The sequence below is a fragment of the Neorickettsia helminthoeca str. Oregon genome (genome assembly GCF_000632985.1).
Classification (GTDB): Bacteria; Pseudomonadota; Alphaproteobacteria; order Rickettsiales; family Anaplasmataceae; genus Neorickettsia; species Neorickettsia helminthoeca.
On sequence record NZ_CP007481.1, the window covers coordinates 777,072 to 798,412 of the forward strand.

At 41.9% G+C, this 21,341-nt stretch carries 13 protein-coding genes; 4 read left to right on the forward strand and 9 right to left on the reverse strand.

Annotated elements, in window-relative coordinates:
* Nucleotides 1-2: 2 nt before the first annotated feature.
* Nucleotides 3-800 (forward strand): prolipoprotein diacylglyceryl transferase, encoded by a 798-nt coding sequence (lgt, locus tag NHE_RS03645; RefSeq protein WP_269479137.1) that lies wholly within the window; start codon nt 3-5, stop codon nt 798-800.
* 64 nt (nt 801-864) lie between these two features.
* On the opposite strand, the gene NHE_RS03650 is transcribed toward lgt, so the two are convergent.
* Nucleotides 865-1,845 carry a COX15/CtaA family protein gene (locus NHE_RS03650; RefSeq protein ID WP_038560085.1) on the reverse strand — a complete coding sequence of 327 codons (981 nt, stop codon included), beginning with the start codon at nt 1,843-1,845 and terminating at the stop codon, nt 865-867.
* A 335-nt stretch (nt 1,846-2,180) separates the two neighbouring features.
* Here NHE_RS03650 and rpmH point away from each other — a divergent pair, with 335 nt between their 5' ends.
* Genes rpmH through yidD form a run of 3 tightly spaced genes read left to right on the forward strand, consistent with a single transcriptional unit; the run spans nt 2,181 to nt 2,971 of the window.
* Nucleotides 2,181-2,315, forward strand: a complete 135-nt coding sequence (gene rpmH, locus NHE_RS04325; RefSeq protein ID WP_084473311.1) for a 50S ribosomal protein L34 — start codon at nt 2,181-2,183, stop codon at nt 2,313-2,315.
* The gene (locus tag NHE_RS04225) at nt 2,306-2,641 is read left to right on the forward strand and encodes a ribonuclease P protein component (RefSeq protein WP_051579664.1); all 336 of its coding nucleotides are present in this window, start codon (nt 2,306-2,308) and stop codon (nt 2,639-2,641) included. The genes rpmH and NHE_RS04225 overlap by 10 nt, the downstream gene beginning before the upstream one ends.
* 6 nt (nt 2,642-2,647) lie before the next feature.
* The gene (yidD, locus tag NHE_RS04330) at nt 2,648-2,971 is read left to right on the forward strand and encodes a membrane protein insertion efficiency factor YidD (protein ID WP_084473315.1); all 324 of its coding nucleotides are present in this window, start codon (nt 2,648-2,650) and stop codon (nt 2,969-2,971) included.
* A 16-nt stretch (nt 2,972-2,987) separates the two neighbouring features.
* On the opposite strand, the gene NHE_RS03665 is transcribed toward yidD, so the two are convergent.
* The 8 genes from NHE_RS03665 to NHE_RS03700 all read right to left on the reverse strand — a co-directional run bounded on the left by NHE_RS03665 (nt 2,988) and on the right by NHE_RS03700 (nt 21,028).
* A complete protein-coding gene (locus NHE_RS03665) occupies nt 2,988-6,197 on the reverse strand; it encodes a TrbL/VirB6 family protein (RefSeq protein WP_051579666.1) in 3,210 nt (1,069 codons plus the stop codon).
* The gene (locus tag NHE_RS03670) at nt 6,184-9,915 is read right to left on the reverse strand and encodes a type IV secretion system protein (protein ID WP_051579670.1); all 3,732 of its coding nucleotides are present in this window, start codon (nt 9,913-9,915) and stop codon (nt 6,184-6,186) included. The genes NHE_RS03665 and NHE_RS03670 overlap by 14 nt, the downstream gene beginning before the upstream one ends.
* Before the next feature lie 13 nt (nt 9,916-9,928).
* Nucleotides 9,929-12,496: a TrbL/VirB6 family protein gene (locus NHE_RS04535; protein ID WP_051579671.1), complete on the reverse strand. Its 2,568-nt coding sequence runs from the start codon at nt 12,494-12,496 to the stop codon at nt 9,929-9,931.
* Nucleotides 12,465-15,056, reverse strand: coding sequence for a TrbL/VirB6 family protein (locus NHE_RS03680; protein WP_232214977.1), 2,592 nt, complete (start codon nt 15,054-15,056; stop codon nt 12,465-12,467). The genes NHE_RS04535 and NHE_RS03680 overlap by 32 nt, the downstream gene beginning before the upstream one ends.
* On the reverse strand, nt 15,014-17,419 hold the full coding sequence (locus NHE_RS03685) for a VirB4 family type IV secretion/conjugal transfer ATPase (protein WP_038560090.1): 2,406 nt from the start codon (nt 17,417-17,419) through the stop codon (nt 15,014-15,016). The genes NHE_RS03680 and NHE_RS03685 overlap by 43 nt, the downstream gene beginning before the upstream one ends.
* 2 nt (nt 17,420-17,421) lie before the next feature.
* Entirely contained in the window at nt 17,422-17,718 is a 297-nt protein-coding gene (locus NHE_RS03690; protein WP_038560093.1) for a type IV secretion system protein VirB3, read from the reverse strand.
* A gap of 308 nt (nt 17,719-18,026) precedes the next feature.
* Nucleotides 18,027-19,793 carry an ABCB family ABC transporter ATP-binding protein/permease gene (locus tag NHE_RS03695; RefSeq protein WP_038560095.1) on the reverse strand — a complete coding sequence of 589 codons (1,767 nt, stop codon included), beginning with the start codon at nt 19,791-19,793 and terminating at the stop codon, nt 18,027-18,029.
* A gap of 122 nt (nt 19,794-19,915) precedes the next feature.
* The gene (locus NHE_RS03700; protein WP_084473317.1) at nt 19,916-21,028 is read right to left on the reverse strand and encodes a patatin-like phospholipase family protein; all 1,113 of its coding nucleotides are present in this window, start codon (nt 21,026-21,028) and stop codon (nt 19,916-19,918) included.
* Between the last annotated feature and the right edge of the window lie 313 nt (nt 21,029-21,341).

The following is a 21,341-nucleotide window of genomic DNA, read 5'->3' on the forward strand; positions in this document are numbered from 1 at the left end:
AATTGATTGCTAGTACGATAATACTTCCATATTTAGATCCTGACGCCTTTTCTTTAGGTCCTTTCTCTGTGAAGTGGTATGCTATCGCATATGTTATTGGGATAGTTTACACCTATTTCTTTCTAGCGAGGCATAGTGGGCTGGAATCAAAAGAGCTGGACTCTTTTTTCTGCTATGGTACGTTGGGAGTCATCTTAGGGGGTAGGCTTGGGTACATACTGTTCTACAATTTGGAATACTATGTCACACATCCGTTAGAGACATTGATGGTCTGGAATGGGGGAATGTCATTTCATGGCGGTCTGATTGGGGTTTTATTAGGAATATTTCTCTTCTCGCGGCGCTATTCTCGTGCTTTTTTTTCTCTCTCAGACCTATGCGCATGCACAGCAAGTCTAGGAATCTGCTTAGGCAGGATCGCGAACTTTATAAATGCCGAACTATGTGGCAGAGCTACTCAACACAGCTGGGGTGTGGTATTTCCTAACAGTGATGGCATACCAAGACATCCGACGCAACTCTACGAAGCTATGTCCGAGGGGTTATTACTCTTCATAGTAATGCAGGTGCTACTATTCGGAACTTCTATAAAAAGAAGCAGTGGTATGTTATCTGGGATATGGATCACTCTCTACGGATTTGCGAGGATCGTCATGGAGAATTTCAGAGAACCAGATCCTCAGATTGGATACTTCTTTAGCTCAATCACTATGGGACAGATACTTTCTCTACCTTTGATATTATCTGGAATCATGATTATCCTGCTCTCCTTGAAAAAACAGAAAACCTTCCATAGATAGACTAACTCCTAGTTGCGACAATCTAAATAAAGGCACAGAGAATTTAGTAGAACAAAGTGTGGAATCAAATCCTGACCACCTTAAGGAAGGACACCGAGACACCAAGCAACAGAAATGCCATAAGTTGGTGTACTAACGCAATATCAACTGGGACTTGGAATACTAAGGTCAATACTCCGAAAAACATCTGGGCAAGCACCAAACACATCAGCAACGACACCCGCATAAACATCGACCAACTACAAAAACACGATCCAATCCAAGCCAGGAAAACCATAAAGCTCACTAGGAATCCATTCATCCTGTGCAAAAATTGCACGCAAACTGGATCACTGAACCATTCCAATCCTGTTCTTCTGAGTAACTCAGCTGGGAGAAACTCACCATTCATCAAGGGGAAAGTATTATAAACCAGACCTGCCCTCAAGCCTGCGACTAATCCACCAAGAAGAACCTGTCCACAGAGAAGGGTTATTGCAATCCCCCCTGTCACGCTCCAACCAAAAGTTGAACTTCTAATTTGCGTCACCGGAAGGAACTCATAGACCAATAACATGAACAACGCAGAAGCACAACCAAGATGCAGTGCAAGTCTGTAATGACTCACGGCTGGGACATCAATTAACCCGCTCTTTACCATGTACCAGCCAATAAATCCCTGAGCCGTCCCTAGCAGCAACACAAGAACGAGTCTCACGCACGATGCTTCCGATAAGCGCCCCTTATAGCGGAAATATAAAAAACCAGCTATGAAAACTAATCCTGTCAGCCTACCCACCAGCCTATGGACGTATTCAACTAAGTAGATAAATTTGAATTCTACATAAGAAATATCAAAATAACGAAGTTTATACTCAGGTGTATTCTTATATTTTTCGAACTCGACTAACCAATCCTCCTGCGTCAACGGAGGCACAATGCCGGTGATTGGCTTCCATTCCGTGATTGATAATCCAGATTCAGTAAGTCTAGTGAATCCACCAATGAAAACCATCGCCAATACAAGGCAGATACAGCTAGCAAGCCATCTTTCATAGGAAAGCATCTCACGAACCACTTATTTTACCTTGATAATCCCATAAATTTGTCTAAGAGGAAAGCAAGGTTCTTTTCAAAATATAGCTCTATGATTTTCCACTTACACACTGTCACCTGACTGTACTGAATGAATCTCCATTTCGGACCTATACAGATTTCCGGCTATATAAGAGGGTCACCTAAAAAGATTTCACTCGGAAAAGTTTATGGGCAATAAACAAGTACAAACAACTCTCGAAGTGATGACCAATAACATCACTGACAAATGAGGAGTCTATTGCCATCGGAGACAAAGCTGTATTAGAATTTTCATCGTCATGCTCCTATAACTGTAATTAGAAAATGAAAAGAACTTATCAGCCAAGCAAGATAGTACGCAAGAGACGACATGGATTCAGAGCACGCATGGCTACCAAGGGCGGCAGGTCTGTACTGAACAACAGAAGAAGGAAGGGTAGATACGTGTTGTGCGCCTGAAAGGCCTGAAAATTCTTTCTGGGAGGGCTTTTATACACTATCAAAGAAATAGCTCAAGCTATCGTTCTGGTGCGATCCTCCTGCTTGTTTCTCGTGGTACAGTTCCAGGGCCCACGGTTGGCTTTATCGTTACTAGGAAAGTGGGTTCAGCTGTTAGGCGAAACAAAGTTCGTAGGAAATTGCGTGCTGTTGTTGTATCTCTTTGTTCCTTGGGTCAGTTGGGTAACCGTTCCTATATTCTTGTGCCGACTCCTTCTGCAGTGTTTTCCGATTTCACGATGATCAGGGATGATGTTCTTAATTGTCTGAGAAAGGCGTCTCTTTAATTAGTTATGGATTTTTTGTTATGCGCGTCTGCAGTATTGTTGGTGGTCAGTGTCTCATGTAGCAGAAATCCAATTACTCTATGTGCGATTTGGAGTGTCAAATTTTATAGATATTTTATCTCTCCACTTAAACCAAGGTGCTGTATTTATCAACAGAGTTGTTCCGAGTACGCTTTAGAGGTTTTAAGAAATTATTCGCTACCGACGGCATTGCTTCTGATTGCAGTTCGTCTGCTGAGTTGTCATCCACTCACAAAACGTACAATTGCCCTGCTCCCACAAGAAAAGGAGGTCTCTACAGATACAAGCACGGAGAAATCAGAATACTGATAGGATATCTTTAGCTTTATTCATCTTCATCAAGTGGAGGTGGGCCTTCTTTTTTTTCCGAGCTAACTGTTCTTATCCGGCCTTTTTCAGGCTTCACCTCAGCTTTACGCGGATCTACTTTCTGCTCAGGCGCAACATCAGACTGATTCCCATGATCTGCGAAAATAGCGCTAAAAATGTTTTCCCCTTCTGTAGTAGGTATTTGGGTATCTGCAGTACTATCGCTACGAACCTCACTTACTTCGAACATCCCAGTGGCATCTTCTTCATGATGACTCGTCTCTACTGGCTCATCTTGTGCACTAATAGGAGCTTCACCCACATCACCACCAAATCCTCGGAGCACGGTTACACCACTTTCTCCTGTATCACTATCGGAAGAACCGATGAACACATTATCATGGCTATCTTGTTCCGCAGGATGAAGATGAGATTGTTCTTCACCATCAGTGCACTGGAGACTAGAACTTTCAATACTACCGAGATCTTCCACAGAGGTATCTTGACTAGTCAGTTGGTCATCCATTTCTAGATCATCAACGCGCATAGAATCCCCCTTTGGATGATCATATTCAGCGACACTATCCAGCATTAAAGATCCAAATATATCCTCTTTTTTAGCCTTATTGAGAACCCCAAATGGATCATCTTCTTTAGATGCATTCTTTTTAGAAGCCCCAGATTTTTTCTTTTCTTTCGAGATTGCTGACTCACCTAGAGTTTCCTTTTTGACACCAAGATAATAATCTTGCAATTTTTCTCTCTCACACACATAGAGTTTTTTCAGTCCCTGGAACAGATCATCATCCTTCCTTCCTGTCACATACCTATCACAGATATGCTGCGCCGGAACACGAAGAATATTTATCCCAGGAGCACTACCCAAACTCCTGTCGCCAAACACCGCACCCAGGTGATACCCCATCAGAGCTTGGGTATAGTGTATATTTTTGAACGCCATCTTCTCATAGTAATGATCATCAAGATCGGAATTCATGCCAGCGAGATAAGTCGCGCCCCGAGCTACACCACCGGCAATATCCCCAGCGACCGAGAGGGCATTCACTGCGGCTCTAGGCGCCTGCACTTCGTTTAACTTTGATGCAATCTTAGAGCCGATGTAGTCGTTCATGGAAGAAAGTTCGTCTATACCGGTACGCACTTTTCCAATCACAGGAACCTTCTCTATTAGATTAGCGACTAACATTTTCCCAGTCCTATACAGTCCACCAATACCATCAGAGGCAGCGTAAGCACCACCTATGATAGCTTGAAATGGCGAAGCACCAACTAAGGCTGCTCCAACAGATTGAACTAGATCCCTCATATGATACATAATCACTGCAAGTAGGAGCAAAATGAAAACTTCTCCAAAATCAAGTAAGCCTGAATCAGCTTCACGTAGTTGCTTTATTCTTGTCCAGTCGTAACCGGCACCTACAGGGTTCGCTAACTTACAGTTATCATCAGAAATCCCAGGATCGTAAAACGGGTAATCCTCAAACCTACAACCTCGAGTATCGTAATCAGGTGGTATGTCTATGATTTTCGCATCTTCAGTGAAGGAAACACGCTTACTGCTCCATAGCGCGCTTGAGAATGGCAAAAATTTCTGTCCAGGCGTCCAGGCGTAAACAGTACTATCGAATATACTAAAGACTCTGTTACAACAAACCGTATAACCGAGATTCCTATAGAACTGGTCTTTTACCATCGCTGAAAAGAGTGATACCAGCGTAAAGATCATTATCGCCTGAAAACAGAAACTCAGCGCCTGAGTAAACCAGTTATCGAAAGTGTGTTTCAATTGCCCGAAGAGCATGCCCAAGAAAAGTATTGGCATCAAAACAATCAACACTGAGAGACCAACAAGTGCTGTCATATATACAACAAACGCATATGCTACCAGTATCACGTAAATAACCAGTACAAAGAAAAGGATCAACCACCAGAATACTCCCAATGGATATGCAAGTAGTATGGCTCTTACCTTTGTTGAGACAAGCACTTCGAACAGTGTATTTACTGTGCGATCAAGGAATGCAAAAGGCTGATCTGGCTGATAGCTGCCTCCAGTGTGTGAATTCACTACTGCAATCACTTCATTTAGGCCATCTATAAAAAGCCTGAACAGATTGTTGTAGAAAAAATCCCAACTACTCGGAGAAATAAGTTGCAAGATAATCGCCATTTGTAGAACCTTAACAAGCAATTCACTCGCTGGATGTTCTGACATTCCGAGCAAGAACTTCAAGCCCATCAGCACGATCACTAGGACTATCAGTGCTTTTACTAATCCGATGTAGTCATTATTTGAAGTGATGGTGTTGTATATTGCCTTATTTTGTTCAGTCAGCAACTTTTGGAGCGTGGACCGTACACTCTCGAAGAACTGGGTATGTGTCCTCGGATCGATGACACCAGTACGGAACTCAAGAGAATAACCTCCTACATTGTTCTGATAGATTCTATCCAGTATTTTGTAATAAATTCTCCAACCAGACTCTATCTTCAGCTGCGTACAATCACTCATGGGAACCGTATCTATTTTAATAGAGTCACCTGTGTATCCAACATGCATTACTGGTGATTTTGGGTGAGTAATAGAACTAAAAGAAGTATTTGGATCTTCATCGCCATTGCGCTTGAAAAGTAGATACAGTCCATGACCTTTTTCCAATATACATCCACTTCTCGAAAACTTTTTCTCTATTTTTTCTCCCTTTATAAAACAGCCAGCGAAATAATCAGTAGAACTTACTTCTTCAAATGTACACGCTTCTTGTGGGAAAATTCTTTGCAGCAATCCACTTGCTCTCTTGAGAGCTTCTAAATCTAGTTCACCACAACGAAAAACACTCTCAACATCACTTTTGGAAACCCGCAGAGAGCTAGATTCAGGCATAAAAGCCCACTTTCCTCTAACAACTAAGTCTATTGTCTCACCAGAAGTAACATATCCTGAATCCTTCCAACGTAATACTTGCTCTTTCGCGGAAGGTACTTCGAGACCGAGTCTTGCTAAGTCTGATCTTAAGAAGTCGCTATCTTTCTCAAAAAAGGCAGCTGACCTTCCCTTTGGTATTCCAAAATCGTCCGCAGCTATACACCTAGGACACTCTTGCTCACAGTGATCACATCCGGAGAACGTAAAAACCACGAACATCAATATGAGGAGAAGCCTCACTAACGGAGAAAACTTATGTAAAATGCTATTTACCTTCATCGTCACCGTCGCCCTCTTGACTATCTTTTTGCGGATTCTCGGTACTTTCTGCTCCCTGTACTGGATCACCAGACTCGTAAATAGGATTTTCTACCATACCTTCCCCGGTCTTAGGTTTATCTACAGTAGCATAGATAGGCTCCTCTTGACCTTCGGCACCTCGTAGCGAGTAAGGATTCTCGGTACTTTCTGCTCCCTGTACTGGATCACCAGACTCGTAAATAGGATTTTCTACCATACCTTCCCCGGTCTTAGGTTTATCTACAGTAGCATAGATAGGCTCCTCTTGACCTTCGGCACCTCGTAGCGAGTAAGGATTCTCGGTACTTTCTGCTCCCTGTACTGGATCACCAGACTCGTAAATAGGATTTTCTACCATACCTTCCCCGGTCTTAGGTTTATCTACAGTAGCATAGATAGGCTCCTCTTGACCTTCGGCACCTCGTAGCGAGTAAGGATTCTCGGTACTTTCTGCTCCCTGTACTGGATCACCAGACTCGTAAATAGGATTTTCTACCATACCTTCCCCGGTCTTAGGTTTATCTACAGTAGCATAGATAGGCTCCTCTTGACCTTCGGCACCTCGTAGCGAGTAAGGATTCTCGGTACTTTCTGCTCCCTGTACTGGATCACCAGACTCGTAAATAGGATTTTCTATTGTTTTCCCTTTGTCTGCTGCCTCTAATTTGACATCGGGTTTTCCCTCGACATCTTTCCTAGGGACACCATCTGCACCGTCATTATCGGGAGCTTTATTATCGACTTGACCTACTTTCCCTGGTTCCACTGCTTTTAATTCAATATTGCGTTTACTACGTGCATAACCACCAACTGCTCGTTTTATCTCAGACTGCGTCGCATCGTCCATGCCAACGACAGATAACATCGCTTGGTAAGCTTGATGCCCAGCATCAGAAGGACTGCCACCACCTGCACTTCCAGTGTAACCCATCATTGTATTAGTGATCATGTCCACCATGGAATCAGTAATTTTAAGGAAACTCTTCATTGCATGCGCAACTAGGAGAAAGACAATCACTACAATAAATGATAATGGTAAGCCCATAAAATGGGTCCTAGCTTCACCTGTAACCAGTGGAACCCGGCCTTCTATCATCATTTCAGCATCAAACCCTAAGGGTACAAGGCTCCTAATAATACACAAGTCATCCCCGAATATATCTGTTGAAAGTATGCATCCAGGACAAACGCCAAAATTATTAATACCATATAAAGCTGCCATCATTATCGCATTTAAGAGCGCCAGAGTCCCAAAGATGAAAATTGGACGCAAAGCAAAAGAAATCAACATTTTCAACCAACCCTCGAATAATGGTTTGGTTCTCTGAAAGAGGAGAAAAGCAATAAATAGAGGAGCAAGTAAAAAAAGTAGTCCAGTAGCAATGAGAATCATCAGATACACAATCATTGCCTCAATGATGCAACTAAAAAATAGGAACACACCCCAGAGAATAATTGCCATTACCAACCATCCTGCAGGTCCGGCTAGAAAGAGAGCTAGCATCCTTAACCAGAATTGATTTGTTAAAATCACACCTGCGGTTCTATCTAGGAACTCAAATGTATTATCTGGAGCATACTTGCCGCTCAAGTTGCCCGTGAAATAGTATATCAATTCATTTGAGGAGTTGATAAACAAATTAAAAATTGTCTCTCCAAAGAAATGCCAACTATAATCACTCACCAGAAGTAGAATAAAGGCAATTTTCGCGACACGCATTACAACATCTGATCTCGGATCTCTTATGATTCCAAGTAAGAAGGAAAGCCCATACGTGATAAGGTAAAGGACAATAAATGGCTGAACAGATGGTGCAAGCCTTTCAGCAACCAACTTATATATTTGAACAATGATCCCATCAGAACGAGGAAGGCCAGTCGTACCGATGTCGCTTCTCCCGTAGAATAAGCGCATGATTCTCTTATAGATCTCCTGAAACGGTCCAGAAAAATTTGGATACCATTCTTCTGTCGTTATTTCGACTCGATACTTGTTATCGTCGCTGATTAAGTATTTACCTGTTTTCACTGCAGCGGCGACACTACTTGTAGACGCTCCATATACACCCAGATAGACCTTCCCGCTACCTTTAAGGGAGATGCTATAAGTCCCTGGATCTACCGAGTCTGGATTAATGACAGCTCTTTTTTTGGCATCACTTTTGAAATGCAAGCTATGTACATTCGATTGCCCTGGTCCAGGTGCAACAGTTGGAGGGGTATTGCCAATGTAAATATACAGATTTTCACCGTTCTGATGGGAGCAAGATTTTCTGACACGAATACGATATCCAGAATATATGTTCTTAGAGTACAATCCGGGCTTTCCTGCAATGCCCATTAACAATGGACTTCCCGGGGCAACATTATCCGGAACAGTATACCATTCGTATAATTCCAAAGATGGTATCTTGCCATTGTATTGGTTAATATCAATACATTTTTTTACATTTGCAGCTGTGTTTGATCCATTTCCGGTACTGTATATGCATTGCTGTGCCTCATCATTGAAAGTCTGAAGAGTGAATCTCGAACTACGCGGCTTACCTATTTTCGCTACCAATAGATCAGCCCAAGCTCTCTCTGCGCCTGAATTATTTCTTCTGCGACCACGGAAACATGGATTACTAGGATCTACAATCTCATCATACCTGATGCTGTAGATACCATTTCCGTATGGCCCATCTGACTTCAAGTTGCCACACATCCGATTCACTTTATACGTATTGAATCTTTTCAACTGTGCAATTTTCGTTTTATCGCATCCGGTGGATTGACTGAAATATTTGTATTCTGGACTCATCTGCTTCATTTCCTTTCTTGGATCCAAGCTCGACTGATCACCGAAGGCAACATTGCAAAAGGAGGAATCAGACAATATGGAAGGAATAGCAAATCGCATATCTACCTCAGCAGCGTCTATCCATCCTCCAGTTGATTCACCGACAATAACTCTATTACTCCTTGGCGTATAGCCATTATCAACTATCGCAGAATACTTTAGACCATCCGTTGTAGCCGCTGGAATCTGAAGAGGTATCATAGTGTTACCACGCTTTACCTCTAGATCTACCCCCTCTTTACATATAGATATTGGATCTAGTTTCTTACCAGACTTTGAAAGAATGTCTTTGTTCTTCGAGTCCTTGAAATCATCATTGGTGTACCAAGTAAAATCCTGGGGTATATTGGCGCAGTCAAGAAGATCGACTTCGAGCACAGGCACTGGCTCAAATAGCACCTTCTCACCTGGCGATAAACCAAGGTTGGTATTAACATAATACCCATCCGTGTCAACTTTAGTATTATCGCAAAGAGGTCTCTTGTTCTTAGGATCCCTGAGGTTAGATGGATTATATATTCCTGGAGAGGGAGAGTTGAGTACACAGAATATGTTACTTACTTCAACTATACTGCAATTCCAGTCCGGACACTCCTCGTATTCTGAAGTATTAAAGACTTTTCCACAAAGATCTATTTCTCCACTGACAGAGACGATTGCTTCGATGCCGGGATGAATTGTCACTCCGGAATCAATCCATAAAGTTTCAACTTTCTTTGGATCCATTCCGCTCGAATAAGCTGGGACATCAATTTTAGACAGATTCGCGTTTATACCATCACCAGGGTATACACACTCGATGTCACAGCCATTAAACAGGAACAGTAACAAAATCAACGCTATTACCTTACGCATTCACCCTCACTCTCTATCTCTTACGCTTCGGTGGCTCTTCAGGCTCATCTTTCTCTCCATCTAAGCTCTTCCTATGTTGAGCTTCTGCTTTCTGATACTTAGCCTGAGAGTCCTGCCCTACTATTGCCTTCATGCTGTCCATGAACTGCTCAGCTGGGATTGTAGTATCGGATGCAATAGCCCCAAAAATCGAACTAGATAAAATAGAGGCATGTGAGGCAAACGCCATAATTGCATTACTAATGACAAGAAATGCTATCACCAAGCCTATTCCTACTGGCATACCTCCTGCATTCTGAGCAGCTAATATTCCACCACCTGCGTCATAAGAAGTAGGCAAGTACACAGCCAGCAGACAGAATTTGAACAATAATAGTTGCGGCTCAATCACGCACACAGGACAAATCTGAAAATTGAAAAGGGCAGCTACTATACCCAAAGCTACTTCAGATAAAAGTGCAAACGCGGCAAATGTAATCACAGGAGTGATAGAGACTTGTGCTAGGTTCTTGATCCAGTTATCAAAGATGGCCTTAGTCCTTTTAAAGAAAATCATTGAAATGAATATTGGTGCAAGACATAGCAGTATCGCTACCATCACTATAGACATGAAGTATGCAATGATGATCGTGAACATTGCCTTGACTATCAGTATCAGACCAACAATTATGAAGACAAAATACAGGATACCCAGACCGCCTGAGAACAAAAAGCTAAAAATCCTCGCCCAGTTTCGCTGCGAACCAAATGGAGATAGCACTCTGTCAAGGAACGCAAGATCAACGCCACTATCATCTCCCGATACGTAATTTATCAATTGGCTCGAGCCCTCAACAAACAGTGCAAAAAGGTGTTCATTGAAAAACTTCCAACTATTCGGCCCGAATAAAACAGCGACTATCCCTAATTTCACTAGGAAGACGATCAAATCTGCCTGAGGCGTTTTGACGAGTCCAAACAGAAATGCCAAACCATACACTGTCATGTAGAGGACTATAGACGCCTGAACAGCCTTGATTAAAACACCTCCTGCAATTGCTTTATATACAGTCCCTACAGCACCTCCAGGATTGTCGTCACTAAATTTGCCGGACTCATCAACCGTCCTATTGTATAGGATCCTGATAATTTTACTTTTGATAGTATTGGTCGCCTTACTGAAAATCCTGATTATCTTTTCGCGCTTGACCTGATACTCCAGCAGCACATATCCGCGACTCTCCACTTTTTTATTACCCCTAGGATCAGCAATACCAACATATACGAAACTCCCCTCACCAGCGGTAACAGGAGTATTAGGCTTTACGAGTGTACCGCTGTTATTTGAAACAGACGGCTTAAACGAAGGCGGAGCATTCCCTATGTATACGTTTACCGCAGATGCACCAGGATTTTTACATTTTCTGCTGACCTTCAAGTAGAACATACCATGAGCATTGAAATTACTTCCTATATTTAGGAAGCTAAACCTGAACTTTTCAAAAACCTCTGTTACTGGGAAAAATGTATTTAGGAACAGGGTTGGCCGATTCTCAAAAAATCCCGAGGTCGCACGTTGACATAGACCAGGAATCCTAAAACTAGGACATAGATAAAATGCGTGGTTACCCCTGTATCCTATAATCTCCAATCCACGTAGTACAACACTTTTCGAATCTTCATCATTCTCAACAATTGGCTCATAGGCCTGAACAACTACATGACCCGCATCTTCCATGAATTTCTTACAATAGCGGTAGAGTTGGTTGCCAGCTATTTTTCTTTTTAGTATATCTATAACTGCAGCATATTCTTTAGCCGCCTCCTTCGCTTCGCTGTCACCAAAAAGGACTGCTTTACATACATCACTTCTAAAAATCGGGCCTTCCCAGTTAAACAACCGTAGTGGATCTAAGGAGTACATGACCTTGAACTCTGCTAGAGGAGTATCCAAGTTAACAACTGAGTTATGTCCCAGAGCAATTAAGCTACTATACGGTTCACCTTTTTGGTTTATGCAGTCCCCATAGTTCCCGATATAGACTCGCGGATCTTTTCCCTCACAGATTGCGCTATTCACAATACCAGGATTTAGTGCTGGTCTTAGCCCTATAAGCAGCTCATCGCCGGGAAGCACTGATAGATTCACCTCTTTAATATTTGGGAAGTCGAGATCTATAGCCTTACAACTGTTGGTATCACAAAGGTTCTTACTTTGTTCATCAAAACAGTGATCAGGACAAGGAGGATCACAGAAAGCATAATCCTCGGATTCTTGAAGCTGATATTCAAATACATTTCCATCTTCGAGTTCTATATTTGTTTTCACCCAATACCCCAAGGTATCATCGTGCGAACCTTCGGCAGACGTCATATATTCCAAACAACCCTCACGTGAAACATCGTTCGGGTTGGAACAGATTTTTAAACTACCTCCTTCTAATTCGCTGGAGTCAGTAGTGGATATGCATTCCCCACCGCATCCAGATAGGGCAAGCATGAAGACCAGTAGACATATGGAAAAGCGCCCATACCGATCTATAGACCTCAAAGCAATACCTCCACCGATCTTAATCAACGGCGCCACCTGCACCACCTGCATTGCTTGCACTACCAGGTCTATTAGTTCCTTTAGCAGTATCAGCACTCTTAGCTCCACTACGACCTTTGATTTTGTTAGCGATATTCTTAGCTCCATCAGTTGCGCCTTTCGCAGCATTGAGCGAAACAGCAGCCAACTTCCTTGCGGTAGCCTGAGGATTACTTACATGTCTAGACAAATCAGCTCTGAAGTTACCAACTAGTTCGGCCGCTAGACCACCTAAAATACCTAGAAAATGGAAAAATAAAAATAGCATTAATGCCATCATACCCAGCTTAATCCAGAGAGCGCTAGTTGCGGCACTATCAACTCCGGTAGAAGTCACAAAAACACCAAAAACCAATGGTTTACTGCTCAGAGCCATTCCATCAATAATGCACGCAAGAACTGAGAACTTCCTTAATTCCCCATCAGGGGTACGCCCGTTACATTGCTCTGGATCCGAGAGTTGGTAAGAAAAGTAACTCCTAACACCATCGTCCTTCTGGACTCTCATGAAAGCTAGATCATCAAAGTAGAGCTTATCGAAGACTGAAAACACCAAAGCTAGAAACCCGAACAATACTATTGGATACAATGAGTAAGCCATGACTTCCTTCAGCCACCCCTCGAAGAAAGGTTTAGTTACTTGGAACAAAAGCATCGGAATAAAGATCGGGGAGAAAAGAATCAGTATCGTCAATGCTATGATTGCTAAGATAAAGAGATGTGTGATCCAAAGAATAATAAGGAGTATCAATATCACGTAGAGCAGCACCAGTAATGCGATGACAACTTGACCAGCAAATAGAAGCGCTAGAACCAAGACTGGTACTATGAAAATACCACCTCCCATCGCACTTATGGCGCCAGCCGTCATAGATGTCGCAGCATCTGCCAAACCCACTGAAGGGTTTCCGAGAGAACTTCCTAAATAAAAAGTGATCCTACAATCCAGACGATCCCAGAGGGCAAGATAAGATAAGTTCTTACGCTCTATCTTGGAAAATATATCGTAACTCCCGCTCGTGCCGGGGGATAAGGTACTACACTCCACTCTACCCGACTTTATAAACTCACTAAGCTGACTTATATCCTGAGATCTACCTGATCTATAAAACGCTTCAAGACATACTCTTTCTTTTTGAGTCAAAGCTTTAACGACCACAAGCTGATTGTAATCAGCTGATTTAAAATCACATATGTCCTGTTTACCACCGGCGCTGGCAACGATATCCGCTAATCCAGTAGAAAGCGCAAGCAGCCTATCATAGTAAACAATCATCCCGTCGCCTATAGTGAAATAAGCAATAGCCGCGATTTTCATTACAAGTATCGTCCACTCTTGTATACCTCCAACACCTCCCGTCAGAAGCTTAAAACCAAATAATAATACAGCTAGCACTAATACTGCTTCCACAGCACTTCTCAGCTTTTGTTGCGCGCTGATAAGGAATCCTGTTTCATCACCACCCTTACAGTCGGAAACCAAAATATTCCTTAGGGATTCCCTTATGCACTGCACAACCAAAGAAGTCATAGGAAATTTGGACTTGGCAAGCAAACCTGTCACGCCATAACAAGCATTACTAATGTAGCAGTTAAAACAAGCGTCGTTATTATAACCTATTACTCTTTCAGGATCGTCCGGATCGTAAATCGGCTTGGACTTGATACACATAGGCGCGGGACCAACAGGATCTCTTAAATGACATCCTACTTTTACTCTTCTGGAAAAAGTCACATATCCACAAATTTTGCTACCCTCATATTCAGCAGAGAAAATATATGGACCTATTTTACTACTCTCTCCATGCTTGAGGGTCACACATTGTATTGAGCGCATACTTACTCTTTGCTTCATATCCAGCAGCTTCTCCAGACTCTGGATTTTTTCCTTACCTCCTAGTATACCGAGATTGATCGCTGTAAACTTCAGCTCTCTTTCGTCTAACGGAGTTTCTTCTCCAACCCTGCTAATGTATCCCCAATCAAAGGGCTCCCTGTAACATATCTCAATATATTTACCATTTTCCGCCTTATTACGGGGCCAAGCATATGTACAACCTGTCGCATTTTCATTGATTTTATCAGTTTTCTTCGTACCACAATAAGCCCTTTTTTCTTCAGGGCAGAACCCCTGAGCACTGGCCTTACCGTCTTCCTGACAATACTTATATCCACCGGCTGAAGTCCTCAGAACAGGATTTCGTACAAACGACCAGAGACATCCCACAAGCTGCATAGCAGCAGCTATAGCCCCCGCTATCATACCTAAGGCTACTACTATCATCAGTCCACTACTCCCAATAAGCAGTATCATCCCACCTACTACTCCTGCTATTAAGCCTATCAAAGCAAGACCAACATCCGAACCGCATTCTGGATAAGATGCTTCACCTGGTCCTACTTTTGGTGGTTTTACCTCCTCGGCATACGCGAAAGGAAATAAAAAGCCACTTTTCAAAAAAAGGATATTATTATCCAAGAGGTTAAGAGCTAGTAAAAAGAGTAGACCTCTGAAAAAAAGCCTCATTTTCAACTCAACTCCTTTGCTTGTTCGTAAAAAATCGGAAGCCACTTCAAAGGATCCTCACCATACTCCTTGATAATCTCGTGGAGAAGAACTACAGTTTCAGCACGTCCCGAGAGGACTGAGATAATATCTTCCATGCCAGCAAGATTGATCCTAGCAATAACAGCGCTCATTCCCTGCTTTATCAGGAAAAAGCGAGTTGCCGGATCAGTATTCTTAATCAGAGCGTATTCTCTTTCACTAAGCATGAAAACGGACCTGTAAACATCCGTAGCTTTTAGGTTTGGCAAGAAAATCTGTGTAGCTGTTTGTTGCACTAGAGTATCACTTATCGCACTCTTACTTGCATCTTCGACACTCTGCGTTGCAAACACGACAAATGTATTGAGTTTTCTCAGGACTTTCAGCCAATCTTTGATTGTAGGTGCAAATACTGAATTATCAATAAGAGCCCATGCTTCATCTAAGATGATCATCGAAGGAGCGCCATCCAGAGAGATACTGATTCTATGAAACAAGTACAGTAACACTGGAGCGAGAGCAACTGGATCCTTGAGCAATTGACCCATTTCGAAACCAAACACACTTGCCTTGGAAAAATCGAGACGATCTTCGGTATTATCAAAAAGCGAGGCATGAGATCCGCTCCCGTACCACATCAATAGGCGAGTAGCAAGAGTATTATCACCTTCCAGACCAAAGAAAGCTGAAAGATTACCCAACGTCCTATCAGTCTTATCGAGCTTGAAATTACCAACTATCGCATCATTTAGGATAGCAGCATCCGTTGCTGTAAATTTCTCTTCATGCGAGGATGCAAGAGTTTTCAACCATTCCACTAGGAAAGTCCTATTTTCCGGAGTATCGTCAAGCTGAAGCGGATTAAAGTAGGCCCTTGTTCTTGGTTCTATAACCGTATAAATGCCACCTAAAGCCCGAATAAATATCTCTGCGCCTCTATCCTTATCAAAAAAGAACATCCGTGGTCTGAATTTCATGCTCTGCGCACATAGAAAATTCAATAATACTGTCTTACCAGAACCAGTTGGACCAATAATCAATGTGTGACCAACATCTTTGGAGTGGAAATTGAAATAAAATGGTGTACCTGATGTAGTATCAAATATTGTGACCGCATCACCCCAATGGTTACCTTTTTTCTTTCCAATCGGATAGTTATGCTGAGATGCGAATCCAGCTAAGTTTAACGTACTGATGGTTGCTTTGCGGACTATGTAATCAAAATTTCCAGGCAGCTGAGCCCAAAATGCAGGTTCTAAGTTAATCTTCTCCCGCACAGCATACACACCAGTATTCGTAAGTTCGGATTCGACTAAGGACAGGACGTTTTCTAAGCCTTTTTCTGTCTTCTCACAACAAAGGATTGTTAAATGGTGCAAACCAAACGCGATACGACCACTCATTGCATCATCTAGTGCTCTACTAATCTCAACAACTTGCGAAACCGCCTTATCCTGAGTCTGTAACATTCGACTCTGTTGCACCTGCATTTTGTTTATGGCAACCTGCCTATTCACAAACTGAAATGTCTGTGTGATGATCACCTCATATGGTATCTGCAAAAATGCATCTAACATTCCTGCAGAGGTATTTTGTCCATATTCTTTCAAGCTGACGATACCTGCATAGCGACTACCAGATGGGGTCACTATCTCTATGGACTTCCTCCCGAAGTACATTCTGTGTGCAACAAGAGACTCGTCGATTCTACCTGTAGGCAGGATTAGATCTGATTCTACTATCCCACAGTTCGCAATTTTTGAAAGAAATGTAAACACTTCAGAGCACATCACACCTTTTACCTTCTTCAGCCCCAGAAGAGATGGGGAATTGTTGCGAAGACTAATCAGTAATTTATTCGTCATCTCCTCAAGTTCTTCGTGTGCCACCTTGAGGTCAGCAATTTTACCTTCTTTGGAATCTTTACGCGTTATTTTTCTATATAGGTCGTTGAGGAATTCAATTTTCTTATCATTCCGTCTTACGATCGAGATATACAGCTCGTTGACGAACATGCTCTTATTGCTGTATTTTTGCCTCCATCTTTTTCTCACGTAGTCACCGAAATGATTCGGCATTCTAGCAGAGAAAAATGAGTGCGCATAATTACTCTCCCTCCTCCGGATTAAGTGGAAACTCAGCGCAAAATGTCCTACAGAGACACTCTTAAATAATTGGTTTCTTATTGATTTATTAATATCCACATCCTCGTCATCTGCAGTTTCAAACGGATAACCGACAAGCTTTATCACTCTCAGCATCGAATTATCCTTCAAGAGCACCGTATTTGAGTCCAGGTGCTCCTTATAGGGAACGAAATTCCTCGAATGAAACTCAGATGAAGCTACCTTAGACTTATAGTTTTTGAAGGACGAGAACTTAAACATTTCTAGAACACATCGTAAGAATTCCCATTATGATATGCACGATTTTTACACTTCATACATTTCTGATTCCTAACTAGGAACAACTCTAGAAACAGAGGTTCATTGAAGCAGATAGCATATCCTATACCATGTATCACCGGCATGAAAAAAATCAGAATGAAAAGGTTCTTGGTAAGGATATAACCCAGCAGCGAGATAATTAGATTCATCGCGCTAAAAGTGAAGCTCACACCCAGAAACATCGCTGGACGCGTCAGACCTTTAAATAATGGGTCAAGACCCAAGCTACCAACAGCCATGATAAATTACTCCTAACTAGTAGATGATATGGGAAAATTGTACGACTTCCATATAGCAACTAGAATTACACATTATTACTCAATCCTTAAAGATTTCCGAACGATACTATCATACTTCAAATTTCCTAAAACTTACCAAACTTAGAAAATCCTCATACGGGGACGGTCACTGACGTTTATGGTATCTGAATTATCGGATATCTTCACAGTGAAGATGGATAACTCAGCTATTACACACTATCAGATCGTATAGAAAAAGTACTAATCTGTAATACGTTTTGAAGCAATGAGTAGGATTTAATAAATCTCTAAACAGAGGTTTGTGTCTGTTCATCCTGATGCTGCCACATCCTATAGTAAATACCCTTCCTTGCAAGTAAAGTGGAGTGTTTTCCTCTTTCGACAATTTTCCCCTCGGATAGGATAATAATCTCATCCGCGTAGACAACAGTTGATAGTCTATGGGCTATTATCAGAGATGTACAATTTCTACCAATCTTTTCGATACTCTCTTTAATGACGGCTTCAGTTTTCCCATCAAGTGAGGAGCTTGCTTCATCGAATATAAGGATCTTTGCATTTTCCTTGAGTAGCATTCTGGCAATGGCGACTCTTTGTTTTTCACCACCCGAGAGCTTCAGACCTCTTTCTCCAACGATGGTTTGATATTGATCCTCCGTACTCATAACAAGATCATGAATGCTAGCAAGCTTGGCAACTTTGATTACATCATCCAACGTAGCATTTCCGGGATTTGCATAGGCAATATTATTGAAGATAGTATCATTGAAAAGCGTTATATCTTGTGGAACAACGCCTATATATTTCTGAAATGTCTCCTTCCTCAAATATTGAATATCTTGATCATCAATAAGAATTCTTCCTTTTGATGGAGTGTACAACCCAAACAATAATTTCGAAATAGTCGATTTCCCCGAACCGCTTTTACCGACTATGGCCAAGGTCTTACCCTTCTCTATTCTGAACGACAGATCCTTCAATATCGGTGCGCCATCCGAGTACTGAAAGCTAACATTCTTGAATTCGACGGTACCGCTATCAAAAACAAAATCAGTGTTCCCTGAATCTACATCATCACTTTTCTCCGAGAGCAGCATCCGGAGGAGGTCTATATCGATATATGCAAGTTTCAGTTCCCTATATGAGAAACCCAGATTCCCTAACGGAACGTACAACTGTAACAGATATGCATTCACAAGCGCGAAATCACCAAGACTTGCAGCACCCGATAAAATATCAAAAACAACCGCAAGATTAATTACAACTAGACCCAAGGCAATGATGAGCCCCTGTCCTATATTGAGGATTGATAAGTACCGCTTGTTCCTTATTGCAAGATCTGAATAGTCCTTCAGCAGAGCTGAGTAACAAGAAACTTCATAGCACTGATTATTGAAGTACTTTACCGTTTCGTAATTCACTAGACTGTCCATAGCTCTATGACTAGATTGGTTATCAGCTACTTTCATTTTCTTTACGTACCCGGTGCGCCACTGGGTAATCACGACGGTGTAGATACAATAACACAACAAGGTAACAGTAAGTGATACACAATAGTAATACGGATAAAAAATGAGCACCAATGCGCATACAAAGATCATCTCAAGAAAGGTCGGCAGTATACTGAACGTCAAAAATCTGAGAAATGTTTCGATTGCCTTGGTACCGCGTTCGGTGATTTTTGAGATCTCCCCTATCTTCTTGCTCACATGGAACTTTAGCCCCATGCTTTGCAAGTGCGAGAAAGCTTCCAAAGCAAGCGCTCTGACAGAATTCTGTTCAACAAGCACGAAAAATACTTCTTTAATTTCGTTCAGTATCTGAGATAGGAATCTCACACCCGTATATCCTAGGATAAGCAGTACTACTGGTCCGACAGTATTAATCCCATCTATTTTGCTAGCAGCTTCGAAGAGAAATTTATAAAAAAATGGCACTAGACCACTAGCAACCTTGGATAAACACAGAAAGAAAAACGCAAGAATAAATGCAACTCGCAGCTTCAGTGTGCTCCTACACCAAAGAAGCTCAAAAATGAAAGAAAATGTCCCCACGTCATTTACACTGAATTACAGAAGTATTACCTGGATAACATATCAAGGCGACACTTCTGTAGTGTAAACTCAAAAATGTGCAACTTACAAAGTCAGTGAGCTACTTAGCAGTCCCAGCGTAATTAAGCTGCGACCGTTATTAAACCATCTGTTTGGTAAGACACGGCATTATCCTGATCGAACATTGTATAATCCAATTGGTAACAGTATTCCACTTTTCCAGTAGAACATTCAGCCTCGAAGAATTTTTTAGCTTCATTCCGTCCGTGCCCCATAAGCTCCATGCGGACATTCCAATCCACATCCAGGTCGAATGTGGATTGCTGCCTACCAGTAGAATTTACGAAATCTGTACTAATCGAGATCTCACCCTCAAAATTGGGATGGTGGTACTTAGGTGGAGCCTCCTTACCGGCATTGATCACCTGGATCATATAACCTAAAAAGTCCAGCTGTGCATCAGGCTTATAAAAAAGTTGGGAGTAATCCAAATCATTGACTTTCTCAGAAATGACACCAGGATTCATGCCATCAAACAACTTAAGCATAAACTTGATATCATTGTGAGACCACATAGTCGAACTTTCACCACACTTACCTAGGTAGATACCAAGAGTTTCGGGATTGTACTTGAGATCCGGACGGGGAAGAAACTCAGGCTTATCGAAAATCCAAAGTGGATAGTTATCTAGCAAACCTCCATCGACGAACAGCTCACCATTGGGACCATCCACAGGTACGAAGTAAAACGGATAAGATGAAGAAGCTCTAACTACAGAAGCAACAGAGTAATTTGGGGTATCCAACCAGGAGAATTGGACTAACTGTTGACTTATGACATCCGTAACAAATATGTATACATCCTTGCAACCAAGGTCATGCATTTCCTGAAAAGTAATATCCGGATTTCCATACTTTGCTTCCAATAAAGCCTTCAGCTGAGACAGGAGATTCTCACCTGTATATCTTCCATAATGATTGAAAAACCTTTCAGTCTCCGCGATATCATCGAACCTATCCAACTCTTCGGTCAGTGAGAAATTGAGGAAGAATTCCTTTATTTCATTGATATCCATATCCATGGCTACAAGCAAAGCAAGCACAGCTCCAGCAGAGACACCGGCTGTACGCTCTACATCATTAAGGATGCCACGTTCAGCTATCTCCTCTAGGGCCCCGACACTATAGAAAATCTTCGCTCCACCACCTTTGAAAACCAAATTCTTGTATACCATAAAAATTACTTAGCAGATATTTTGTCCAGATAGCCTTCTAGTCTACCGATTAATGCATTATAATGCATTAATCGTAAATGTCGGAAAGATCATAGTTTTGTGTCACACGCAGCTTCGCAGGAGGAGCAGGACCCCCAAAAGCTGCTCCGAGCTACTTTAAACCCTATCATTTTCTCGTTCGCTTGTCGAGATAGGAAAGATTTTTATCAAAAATATTAAAAAGTTGCAGTTATTGTTTCAATGTGCCACAATTTTTTCATGGTATTGGTCTGCCAACGTCCGTTTACAGAGAAAAGATTTGCAGTTTTCTCTG

Bases quoted from the DNA above. Each gene is read 5' to 3' on its own strand.
- NHE_RS03650 (WP_038560085.1), bottom strand. From the start codon at position 1,845: ATGCTTTCCTATGAAAGATGGCTTGCTAGCTGTATCTGCCTTGTATTG.
- NHE_RS03685 (WP_038560090.1), bottom strand. From the start codon at position 17,419: ATGTTTAAGTTCTCGTCCTTCAAAAACTATAAGTCTAAGGTAGCTTCA.
- yidD (WP_084473315.1), top strand. From the start codon at position 2,648: ATGGATTTTTTGTTATGCGCGTCTGCAGTATTGTTGGTGGTCAGTGTC.
- NHE_RS04535 (WP_051579671.1), bottom strand. From the start codon at position 12,496: ATGCAGGTGGTGCAGGTGGCGCCGTTGATTAAGATCGGTGGAGGTATT.
- NHE_RS03665 (WP_051579666.1), bottom strand. From the start codon at position 6,197: ATGAAGGTAAATAGCATTTTACATAAGTTTTCTCCGTTAGTGAGGCTT.
- rpmH (WP_084473311.1), top strand. From the start codon at position 2,181: ATGAAAAGAACTTATCAGCCAAGCAAGATAGTACGCAAGAGACGACAT.
- NHE_RS03700 (WP_084473317.1), bottom strand. From the start codon at position 21,028: ATGGTATACAAGAATTTGGTTTTCAAAGGTGGTGGAGCGAAGATTTTC.
- NHE_RS03690 (WP_038560093.1), bottom strand. From the start codon at position 17,718: ATGGCTGTTGGTAGCTTGGGTCTTGACCCATTATTTAAAGGTCTGACG.
- NHE_RS03670 (WP_051579670.1), bottom strand. From the start codon at position 9,915: ATGCGTAAGGTAATAGCGTTGATTTTGTTACTGTTCCTGTTTAATGGC.